At 70.0% G+C, this 10705-nt stretch carries 8 protein-coding genes; 1 reads left to right on the top strand and 7 read right to left on the bottom strand.

Annotated features, from left to right (window positions below):
* Nucleotides 1–151: 151 nt before the first annotated feature.
* The 6 genes from VGW35_26870 to VGW35_26895 all read right to left on the bottom strand — a co-directional run bounded on the left by VGW35_26870 (nt 152) and on the right by VGW35_26895 (nt 7699).
* Complete coding sequence (locus VGW35_26870) at nt 152–664, bottom strand: hypothetical protein (protein HEV8311299.1); 513 nt, start codon at nt 662–664, stop codon at nt 152–154.
* A 58-nt stretch (nt 665–722) separates the two neighbouring features.
* Complete coding sequence (gene guaA, locus VGW35_26875) at nt 723–2261, bottom strand: glutamine-hydrolyzing GMP synthase (GenBank protein ID HEV8311300.1); 1539 nt, start codon at nt 2259–2261, stop codon at nt 723–725.
* A 112-nt stretch (nt 2262–2373) separates the two neighbouring features.
* Nucleotides 2374–3534: a GuaB3 family IMP dehydrogenase-related protein gene (locus VGW35_26880; protein ID HEV8311301.1), complete on the bottom strand. Its 1161-nt coding sequence runs from the start codon at nt 3532–3534 to the stop codon at nt 2374–2376.
* A gap of 115 nt (nt 3535–3649) precedes the next feature.
* Nucleotides 3650–4435: a type III pantothenate kinase gene (locus tag VGW35_26885; GenBank protein HEV8311302.1), complete on the bottom strand. Its 786-nt coding sequence runs from the start codon at nt 4433–4435 to the stop codon at nt 3650–3652.
* Nucleotides 4435–5058, bottom strand: coding sequence for a biotin--[acetyl-CoA-carboxylase] ligase (locus VGW35_26890; protein ID HEV8311303.1), 624 nt, complete (start codon nt 5056–5058; stop codon nt 4435–4437). The genes VGW35_26885 and VGW35_26890 overlap by 1 nt, the downstream gene beginning before the upstream one ends.
* Complete coding sequence (locus VGW35_26895) at nt 5033–7699, bottom strand: valine--tRNA ligase (protein HEV8311304.1); 2667 nt, start codon at nt 7697–7699, stop codon at nt 5033–5035. The genes VGW35_26890 and VGW35_26895 overlap by 26 nt, the downstream gene beginning before the upstream one ends.
* Before the next feature lie 88 nt (nt 7700–7787).
* Between VGW35_26895 and lptF the strand changes: the two genes are divergently transcribed.
* Nucleotides 7788–10139: an LPS export ABC transporter permease LptF gene (gene lptF, locus VGW35_26900; GenBank protein HEV8311305.1), complete on the top strand. Its 2352-nt coding sequence runs from the start codon at nt 7788–7790 to the stop codon at nt 10137–10139.
* Nucleotides 10140–10285: 146 nt separating this feature from the next.
* Here lptF and VGW35_26905 read toward each other — a convergent pair.
* The coding region (locus VGW35_26905) for an SLBB domain-containing protein (GenBank protein ID HEV8311306.1) at nt 10286–10705 on the bottom strand (420 nt) is incomplete at its 5' end.

Genomic DNA, 10705 nt, shown 5'->3' on the forward strand with positions numbered 1-10705 from the left:
GGGGGGTCTCGGAAGACCCCCCCGATGCCCCCCCCTCTCGGGTTGGGTGGGAGGGCGCGGATGCTCCGCCGCCGCTCGGAGCGGAACACCAGGCGTAGGCGGTCAGGTGATCGCGACGCGCCTGACTAATCCGACACCTCCTGGCCGCCGGTCAGTGCCGGCGGACGCCGGCCTTCGAGCCGGTGACCAGCCCCACCACCGCGCCGATGATCCCCGGGACACCGGCCAGCACGACGAAGGCCACCGCGAAGCGGACGAGCCAGCTCCCCGTGCTTCCCATGGACGCGGCCGCGGAAGCCGGCGACGCGACCGGCGAGATCGTCGACTCGATTCCCACGAACAGCGGCCGCCCGACGTCCGGCATCGCGGCCAGGAGAAAGAACGCGTACATCGCCAGGAAGGCGCCCGGCGCGGCCCACTTGACCCAGAGGGCGACGGGATCCGTCAGGATGTCGCGCAGGAAGGTCAGCATCCCGACCGGGACCACGAACAGGGTGAGGACCAGGTAGACGTGCGGGAGCCAACCGGCCCCGGTCGCCTCGGTGAGGAACTTCCAGTAGGCCGACGGCTTGTCGAACCCGCCGAGCAGCCCGACCGCGAGGACGATCACCACCCAGACGAATCCGACGCCGATGAACAGCCGGGCCAGGCCCTCCCCGCTCATCTCCGCCTCCTTGGCCCGCCCCGCGCCCCGGGTCAGCCCGCTGCGCGGTCGATCGCGGCTACTCCCACTCGATGGTGCTGGGCGGCTTCGACGAGATGTCGTAGACGACGCGGTTGACGCCCTTGACCTCGTTGATGATCCGCGTCGAGATCCGTCCGAGCAACTCGTACGGGAGCCGGGCCCAGTCGGCGGTCATCGCATCCTGGCTCACGACCGCCCGGAGCGCGACGACCTGGGCGTATGTCCGGAAGTCCCCCATCACCCCGACCGTCCGTACCGGGAGCAGGACGGCGAAGGCCTGCCAGAGCTCGCGCCCGAGCCCGGCCGTCTCGACCTCCTGTTGCACGATCGCGTCCGCCTCCCGGACCAGCAGGAGGCGCTCCTCGGTGACCTCCCCGAGAATGCGGACAGCCAGCCCGGGGCCGGGGAACGGCTGGCGCCACACGATCTCCCGCGGAAGCCCGAGCAGCGCGCCGACCTCCCGCACTTCGTCCTTGAAGAGCTCGCGGAGCGGCTCGATCAGCACGAAGCCCAGGTCGGCCGGCAGCCCGCCGACGTTGTGATGCGTCTTGATCGTCGCCGAGGGCCCGCGAAACGACAACGATTCGATCACGTCGGGATAGAGGGTGCCCTGGGCGAGAAACGGGACGCGCCCGAGCCGCCGGGCTTCTTCGCGGAACACCGCGATGAACTCCGCCCCGATGCGCTTGCGCTTCTCTTCGGGATCCGTGACGCCGGTCAGGCGCTCGAGGAAACGCCTGGCCGCATCGGCGTAGACGAGATTCATCCGGAAGTGCTCGCGGAAGGTCCGGCGCACCGACTCGCCCTCGCCCTGGCGGAGGAGCCCGTTGTCGACGAAGACGCAGTGGAGCTGGTCCCCGATCGCCCGGTGGACGAGCGCGGCCACCACCGCGGAGTCGACGCCACCGGAGAGCGCGCACAGGACGCGCTCCTCACCGACCTGCGCCCGGATGCCCTCGACGGCCTGGTCCACGAAGGACGCCATCGACCATCCCGGGGTGAGCCGGGCGACCCGGAACAGGAAGTTCTCCAGCACGCGGCGGCCCTGCGGGGTATGCGCCACCTCGGGGTGGAACTGAACCGCGTAGAGGGGCCGGTCGGTGGCGGCCATGGCGGCCACCGGGCAGTTGGGGGTACCCGCCAGCGGCCGGAACCCCGGGGGCGCCGCCAGCACGGCATCGCCGTGGCTCATCCAGACCGTGATGCGATCCTCGCGCTCGGGCACGACGCCTTCGAGCAGGGGATCCGACGCCTGAAGCTGCAGCTCGGCCCGTCCGTACTCCCGCTGCTGGACCGGGACCACCTTTCCGCCGAGCAGGGCGGCCATCGCCTGCATGCCGTAGCAAATGCCCAGGACCGGGATCCCCGCCTCGAAGAGCGGCGTGGGCGGCAATGGAGAGCCCGTATCGTAGACGCTGGCGGGACCGCCGGAGAGGATGACCGCCTGATACTCGCGGAGTCGCTCGAGCGGGACGGTCGGCGGGAAGATCTCCGAGTAGACGTGCGCCTCGCGGACCCGGCGTGCGATCAGCTGCGTGTACTGCGACCCGAAATCGACGACCGCGACCCGGTCCATCCGCCCCGTGCCCGGCGCCTGGCCGGGACCCTCACGCCTCACGTCCGTCTCCGGCGCGCCTGCGACACGACGCATCGACCCCTCCCGGCCGGGCCGCCGGGCCGACCGCAGCCTACTTGCCCATGCCGACGCGCTGGGCCTTCTGGAAGATCTTGCCCTCCGTCTTGATGGCCGGCGCGATGATGAGCTCGGTCAGCTGGAACTCCCGGATCGTCCGGGCGCCCACTGACCCCATGCAGGTCCGGAGGGCGCCGATGAGGTTCATGGTGCCGTCGTCCGTGAACGCGGGCCCGAACAGGATCTGCTCGAGCGACCCGACCACCCCGACCCGGATCCGGGTGCCGCGGGGCAGGTTCGAGTGGGGCGTGGCCATCCCCCAGTGGTACCCGCGCCCGGGGGCCTCCAGCGCCCGCGCGAACGCCGAGCCGATCATCACGGAGTCGGCCCCGGCCGCCAGCGCCTTGCAGATGTCGCCGCCGGTCGTCATGCCCCCGTCGGTGATGATCGGCACGTACCGGCCGCTCTGCTTCCAGTAGAAGTCGCGGGCCGCCGCGGCGTCGGCGGTCGCGGTCACCTGCGGCACGCCGAGTCCGAGGACCTCGCGGGTCGTGCAGGCGGCCCCGGGGCCGACGCCGATCAGCAGCGCGTCGACGCCGGTCTGCATCAGCTCGAGGGTCGCCTCGTAGGTCACGCAGTTGCCGACGATGAGGGGAATGGACAGGTCGCGCTTGAGCTTCCGGAAGTCGAGCGGCTCGTACTCCGTCGCGACGTGACGGGCCGTCGTCACGGTGGACTGGACCACGAAGAAGTCGGCGCCGGCTTCCTCGGCGAGTTTCGAGAAGCGCATGGCGCGCTGCGGGATCGAGGAAACGATGACGGACCCCCCGCCCTTCTTGATCTCGCTGACCCGCTGGTAGATCAGCTCCTCCTTGATCGGCTCCCCGTAGATCGACTGGATGATGCGCGTCGCCTCTTCCTGGCTCGAGGAGATGATGCGCTCGATCACCTCGTCCGGGTTCTCGTAGCGTGTCTGGATCCCTTCCAGGTTCAGGACCGCCAGGCCGCCCAGTCGGCCCATCTCGGTGGCGAACCGTGAATCCGCCACGCCGTCCATGGCCGCCGCCAGGATCGGAAGCTCGACGCGCCGCCCGCACAGTTCCCAGGAGACGTCCACCTCGTTCGGGTTCACCGTGATGAGCCCCGGCACCAGGGCGATGTCGTCGAACCCGTAGGCGATCCGCGCCTTTCGTCCTCGACCGATCCACATCCCCATGCCGTCACTCCTCCTCAGGCTGGCTCGCGTGGCCGACCGCTGCCCTACCCCTAGGGATGTCCCGCGACCCCGACCACAACATATTGGGAATTATAGGGGGCCGCGCCGGGGACTGTCAAGCCTTCCCGGGGGCCCTCCCGTGCCAGCGCTCCCAGATGAGCCGGAGGCCTTCCAACGTGAGGTCAGGATTGACCACCTCGATCGACCGGGCGACGTGGTGCATCAGGGAGACGAGCCCGCCGGTCGCCACCACCATGGGCGTCCCCTCCATCTCGGCCCGGATGCGGTCGACCAGGCCATCCACCAGGCCCGCGTACCCGTAGATGATTCCCGACTGGACGTTCGTCACGGTGTTCCGGCCGATCGCCTCCTTCGGGCGCGTCAGGTCGACCCGGAAGAGCCGAGCCGCCTTCGACGTGAGCGCCTCGGTGGCGATGGCAATGCCGGGCGCGATGGCGCCGCCGATGAACTCGCCCCGCGGCGAGACGCAATCGAAGACGGTGGCGGTCCCGAAGTCGACGATGATCAACGGGGGGCGGTAGAGCTCCACGCCGGCCACGACCTTGACCACCCGATCGGGGCCCACCTCGCGCGGGTAGTCCACCAGGATCGGGACGGGCACGTTGACGCCGGGCTCGACCACCAGGGCGCTGACCCCGAAGTAGCGGCTCGCCATCTCCTCCAGGGTCCCCTGGACTCGCGGAACCGTCGAGGAGATGGCCACGCCGGCGATGGCGCCCGGATCGATCCCGCGGGCCCGCAGGAGGCTCCGGGTGAAGACGCCATACTCGTCGGCCGTCTGCTCGCGCCGGCTCGTCAGTCGCGAAGATGCCACCAGGCGCCGGTCGTCGTAGACTCCCAGCTTGGTGTTGGTGTTGCCGACGTCGATGACCAGGAGCATCAGTTCAGGAACGTGTCGTAGCGGGCGGCGAGGCGGCCCAGCACCGCGGCCAGCAGGGCCTCCCGTCGGACCTCGGCCGCCAGCTCGGCCAGCGAGACCGCGCGCCCCACGAGATCATGCGGCCACTCCTCGCGCCGCTGAGCCACGTTGATCCCGATCCCCAGGATCACGAACGGACCGGGTCCCACGACCCCCTCGGCCAGGACGCCGGCGAGCTTCTTGTCCGCGACCAGCACGTCGTTCGGCGACTTGACCCGGGCCCGGACGCCCGCCGCTGCCTCGACCGCCTCCACCACCGCCGCGGCCGCCACCGTGCTCAGCTCGGGCCAGCGCCCCGCGGGGAGCGGAGGACGCAGCAGACAGGAGACGAGGACCGAGCTGCCCGGTGGCGCCGTCCAGACGCGACCTCGCTGCCCGCGGCCGGCGCCCTGGTAGTCGGCGAGCACCACCGTGCCCTCCGGCGCCCCGGCCTCGGCGAGGCGGCGGCAGACCGCCTGGGTGGACTCGACAGCCGTGAAGGCGAGGAGCGGGCCGCCGAACCGCCCGCCCGGGAGGCAGCCCGCGAAGCGGCCGGTCAGCGCGGAGTCGGGCGCCGGGTCAAGCGGAGGCGCCGTCCAGCCCATCCAGCCGCTCCAGCGCCTCCCGCAGCTTGGTCCGCCTGGCCGCCTCTTCGGCCTGACGGGCCTCCTCGCGGGCGACCACGTCGGCCGGGGCGCGCTGCCGGAATTCCGCGCGACCGAGCTTGCCCTCGAGTCGGGCGAGCTCTGCCTCCGCCCGCTCGACTTCCCGCGCGAGGCGCCGTCGTTCGGCGGAGAGATCGACGACGCCCTCCAGGGGAATGTACACCTCGCACCCCTCGGCCAGCGCCAGCGCCGATTGGGGCGGCCGCGTGGCGGCGGCATCCACGCGGACCTCCGCGCGGGCCAGGGCGCCCAGCTGAGCCGTCGCGCTCTCCAGCACCGCGGCCCGGGCGGCGTCCGGCGGCCGGACGATCACCGTGAGACTCCGGGCGGGCGGGATCTGCATCTCGCTCCGCACGTTCCGGACCGCCGCCACCACGGCCATCAGGAGCCGCATCTCGGCCTCGGCCGCCGCATCGATCCCCTGCCGCTTCGGGCGAGGATAGCGAGCCACCATGACGTGGGCCACCGCCCCGCGTCCCTTGGGCAGCCGCTGCCACACCTCCTCGGTCAAGAACGGCATGAAGGGGTGGAGGAGCCGGAGCGTCGTCTCGAGGACGTCCAGCAAGGTGGCCTGCGTCCGGGCCCGGGCCGCCGGGTCTTCCCCGCGATAGAGGACGAGCTTCGACCACTCGACGTACCAGTCGCAGTACTCGTGCCACAGGAACTGGTAGATCGCGCCGGCCGCGTCGTTGAAGCGGTAGGCCGAGAGGGCGCGCCGGACCTCGGCCACCGTCCCGGCCAGCCGGCTGAGGATCCAGCGGTCGGCCAGGGCGGGCCGCGCCTTCCGGGCCAGGGCCGGCCGGTAGTCGCCCAGGTTCGACAGCACGAAGCGCGCCGCGTTCCAGATCTTGTTGGCGAAGTTCCGGTACCCCTCGATGCGCTCGCCCGACAGGCGGATCTCCCGTCCCTGGGCGGCCAGGGCGGCCAGCGTGAAGCGCAGGGCATCGGTGCCGTACTGGTCCATGACCTCGAGAGGATCGATCGCGTTTCCCCGGGACTTCGACATCTTCTGCCCCTCGATGTCGCGGACGAGGGCGTGGATGTAGACGTCCCGGAAGGGCACCTCGCCCATCACCCGGAGGCCGAACATCATCATGCGAGCGACCCAGAAGGACAGGATGTCGTAGCCGGTCACCAGGCAGGCGGTCGGGTAGAAGGTATGGAGCTCCGGGGTGTCGCGGGGCCAGCCCAGCGTCGAGAAGGGCCAGAGCCCCGAGGAAAACCACGTGTCGAGGACGTCCGGGTCCTGGCGGAGCGGTCCGGCGCACTGCGGGCACTCGGTGAGATCCTCCCGCGAGACGTGGGTCGAGCCGTCGGCGTCGCAGTACCAGACCGGGAGCCGATGCCCCCACCAGAGCTGCCGGGAGATGCACCAGTCGCGGATGTTCTCCATCCACGCGTAGTAGGTCTTCACCCACGTCCGGGGCACGATCCGGGTTCGCCCCTCGCGGACGGCCTTGATCGCCGGCTCGGCCAGGGGCTTGGTCCGGACGTACCACTGCTTGGAGACCAGGGGCTCCACCACCGTCCGGCAGCGGTAGCAGACGCCGACCCGGTGCTGGTACGGCTCGGTCTTTTCGAGCAAGCCGAGCGCTCGCAGATCCTCGACGATCCGCTGGCGGGCCTCGAACCGATCGAGGCCGGCGTACTTCCCGGCCTGCGCGTTCATCCGGCCGTCGGCGTCGATGACCTGGCGGACCTCCAGGCCGTGCCGCCGCCCGATCTCGAAGTCGGCCGGGTCGTGGCCCGGGGTCACCTTGACGACACCGGTCCCGAACTTGGGGTCCACCGCGCTGTCGGCGACGACCTTCATCTCGATGGTGCCCTCGACCGACGGGATCGTGAGCGTCCGGCCGACGTACTGCGCGTAGCGCTTGTCCTTCGGATGGACGGCCAGGGCGGTGTCGCCGAGCTTGGTCTCGGGACGCACGGTGGCCAGGGTGAGCGGCCCGTACTTGAGGTAGTAGAGCTCGGCGTCCCGCTCCTCGTGCTCGACCTCGAGGTCCGACAGCACCGTCTGGCAGCGCAGACACCAGTTCACGATGTAGTCGCCGCGGTAGATCAGCCCCTCTTCCCACAGCCGCACGAAGACTTCCCGCACCGCCGCCGCCAGACCCGGATCCATGGTGAAGCGCTCGCGCTCCCAATCGCAGGACGCGCCGAGCCGCCGGAGCTGGCGGAGGATGGTGCCGCCGGACTCCTCCTTCCACTGCCAGACCCGCTTGACGAACGCCTCGCGCCCGAGCGCCTCCCGGCTCGTCCCCTCGGCCGCCAGCTGTCGCTCCACCACGACCTGGGTAGCGATCCCGGCGTGATCGGTGCCCGGCTGCCAGAGCGTGTTGAAGCCGTCCATCCGCCTCCAGCGGATCAGGATGTCCTGGAGCGTGTTGTTGAGGGCGTGGCCAATGTGCAGGGAGCCGGTGACGTTGGGAGGCGGGATGACGATGGCATACGGCCGGGTCTTGGCGAACGGGTCCGCTCGGAAGTACCCCCGCTCTTCCCACACGCGGTACCAGCGCTCCTCCACCTGGCGCGGGTCGTAGCGGTCCGGGAGGACCTCTCCGGGGAGAGAGTGGCTCACGGATCTCTCGGGCACGAACGTCATTGTAGCATCGGCGCCCGACATTTACACGCCAGCAGGCCTTCCGTACAATGACCCGGAGGTTCCGGTGAAGACACTCGACCGCTACATCTGGAAGGAACTCACTCCGCCCTTTCTCGTCGGGCTGTTCGTCCTCACGTTCCTCCTCCTTCTCGACAAGATCTTCGACCTCATCGACCTCATCATCAACAAGGGCGTCCCGGTCCACCTCGTCCTGCTGCTGCTCGCGTACATCTTGCCGGCGTTCCTGGTGCTGACGATCCCGGTCGGCTTCCTGCTGGCCATCCTGATCGCCTTCGGCCGCTTCTCGGCTGACATGGAGATCGTGGCGCTCAAGGCCTCCGGCGTGAGCCCGCTGCGCCTCCTGCGGCCGGTGATCCTGTTCGGCGTCGCCACCGCGGCGGTCACCGCCTTCCTCATGATCGAGGCCGTCCCCCGCGCCAACTACGCCTTCAAGTCGCTCATCTTCGACATCCTCCGCACCCAGGCCACCGTGGGGATCAAGGAGCGGATCTTCAACGACACCTTCGGGCAGTTCGTGATCTACGTGGAGGAGATGGCGACCGATCACCTCGGGCTCCGAAACGTCTTCGTCGCCGACGAGCGCAACCCGGAGCTGCTCCGGGTGGTCACTGCTCAGGAGGGCCGGCTCCTGTCCGACGAGGTGAACCAGCGCGTGACCCTTCGGCTGGAGAACGGCACCGTCCACGAGACCGTCCCCCGTACCTTCCAGACCTACCGCCAGGTGCAGTTCCGCCTCTACGACCTCACGCTCACCCTGGAGAACCCGCTGGTGCGGGCCGGAGAGGCCCCCAAGGGCGACCGCGAGATGACGATTCAGGAGCTCCAGGACAATGCCGACGAGGCGGTGCGGGCCGGCGCGAACCCGAACCCTTACTGGGTGGAGATCCACAAGAAGTACGCGATCCCGACCGCCTGCCTCGTCTTCGCCGTGCTGGGCGTCCCGCTCGGGATCCGCGCCCACCGGGGCGGCCGCTGGGCCGCATTCGTCCTCCTGCTGCCCATCGTCCTCTTCTACTATGTGGCGCTGACCCTGGGCGAGCAGATGGGCGACAACGGCCGAATGCCGCCCTGGCTCGCCATGTGGGGCCCTAACCTGGTGATCGGCGCGCTGGCGCTCTATCTGCTCCGGTCGAGCATCAAGGAGCGCCCCCTCCCGCTCACCGCCCTGGCCCAGCGGATCGCCTGGAAGCTGGCCTGGCAGGTCCGCCGCCAGCTCGCCCGGCGGCGGCACCGGCGCGGGGTGCCGCACCACGGCCGGGTCCGGCGAGGCCGGCGGGTCGCGCGCAGCAATGCCATCCACATCGTCGACCGCTATCTGAGCCGCGAGTTCCTGACGCTCTTCGTGTACGGGTTGGCGCTGGTCACGGTCATCGTGATCATCGGGGACCTCATGACGACGCTCGACCGGTACCTCCGGCAGAAGCCGCCCCTCTGGTACATCATCGAGCACTTCGTCTACCGCACGCCGCCCTTCGTGTACCAGGGCCTGCACATCGTCGTGCTGATGAGCACGATCCTGCTCTTCCTGAATCTGTCCCGGAGCAACGAGCTGACGGCGCTCAAGGCCGGCGGGATCAGTCTCTACCGCGTGAGCCTGCCCATCTTCGGCCTGGCCGCCCTGGTGACGCTGGGCTCGCTGTCCTTCCAGGAGACCATGCTGCCGATCTTGAACCAGAAGGGCGTCGAGGTCGACGAGATCAAGATCAAGCGCCGGACGCTCCCCCAGCTCCAGAAGCGCACCCAGATCTGGTACCGGGGCCGGGAAGGCCCGGCTCGCGAGAGCCGCCTCTATCACATGGAGCTGCTCGATCCGGCCAACCTCGAGATGAGCGGGGTCTCGGTCTACGAGGTCGGCGCCGACTTCGCGGTCCGCCGCCGGTGGGACGCCCGCAGCATGCGCTGGCGCGAGCTCGACCAGTCCTGGGAGCTCAGGGACGGGTTCCTGCGCGAGTTCGAGGTGGGGAAGGCGGACCGGGTTCAGCCGTTCCGGACGACCAGCGTCCGGCTGCCGGAGCGGTTCGACGACTTCGCCCAGATCCCCAAGGCGCCGGACGTGATGAACTACGCCGAGCTCAAGGCGTACATCACCCGACTGCAGGAAAGCGGGCACAAGGTGGCCAAGTACCTCGTCGACCTCTACTCCAAGGTCGCCTACCCGTTCGCGCACCTCATCATGGCGCTGGTCGGCATTCCCTTCGCGCTGCAGTCCCCCCGGGGAGGCCGTGTCATCGGGATCGTGCTGTGCCTGGCCCTCGGCCTCGGCTATTTCCTGGTGCACTCGGCGGCGCTGGCGCTCGCCCGCACGGAGATCCTGCCGCCGATGGTGGCCGCCTGGGCCGCGAACTTCCTCTTCGCCACCCTGGGCCTGTTCCTCTTCCTCCGCGCCCGCACCTGAGGGCGCTCCCGGGTCACGCGCTCAGGGACCTCTCGGACTAAGCCGCGCGCAGCGTGTCGCTGCTCCGCTCCGAGCGGCGGCTCTTGCCGCCGCAAGTTTTCCCGGGGGAGGTCTCGGAGGGGGCCGTCGAGGCCCCCTCCGATGATTCAGAAGGCGATGAGGGAGAACTTCAGCAGGCTCTTCAGGACGTCCAGGAAGGCGTAGCCGGCCACCTTCGCGCCGCTGGCCGGCACGACCACCACGTCCTGTGGCTGCAGCGTCACGTCCTGCGTCCGGTCCCCCGCCATCACCGCCTTGAGGTCGATCCCCCCCATCTCCTGCCGCTCCCCCGTCGGGAGCGTCCGGATGATCTTCACCTCACCCCCCGCCAGCCTCGTCACCCCCCCGGCCTCCGTCAGCGCCTTCGACACCGTCGTCTCCCGCTTCAGCGTGTACGCCCCCCGCTTCTCCACCTCGCCCGCCACGTAGTAGGCGTTGGCCTCCGGCACGTACACCGCGTCCCCCGCCTCCACCACCACGTTCTGCCGCGGGTCTCCCGTCCGCATCAGCGTGTCCAGGTCCACCGC

The organism is Candidatus Methylomirabilota bacterium (assembly GCA_036005065.1).
Lineage (GTDB): Bacteria > Methylomirabilota > Methylomirabilia > Rokubacteriales > DASRDR01 > DASYQW01.

What these genes read in the sequence shown, in the direction of transcription:
- VGW35_26870 (HEV8311299.1), bottom strand. Translation starts at nt 664, where the DNA reads ATGAGCGGGGAGGGCCTGGCCCGGCTGTTCATCGGCGTCGGATTCGTC.
- guaA (HEV8311300.1), bottom strand. Translation starts at nt 2,261, where the DNA reads ATGGACCGGGTCGCGGTCGTCGATTTCGGGTCGCAGTACACGCAGCTG.
- VGW35_26890 (HEV8311303.1), bottom strand. Translation starts at nt 5,058, where the DNA reads ATGGGCTGGACGGCGCCTCCGCTTGACCCGGCGCCCGACTCCGCGCTG.
- VGW35_26885 (HEV8311302.1), bottom strand. Translation starts at nt 4,435, where the DNA reads ATGCTCCTGGTCATCGACGTCGGCAACACCAACACCAAGCTGGGAGTC.
- VGW35_26880 (HEV8311301.1), bottom strand. Translation starts at nt 3,534, where the DNA reads ATGGGGATGTGGATCGGTCGAGGACGAAAGGCGCGGATCGCCTACGGG.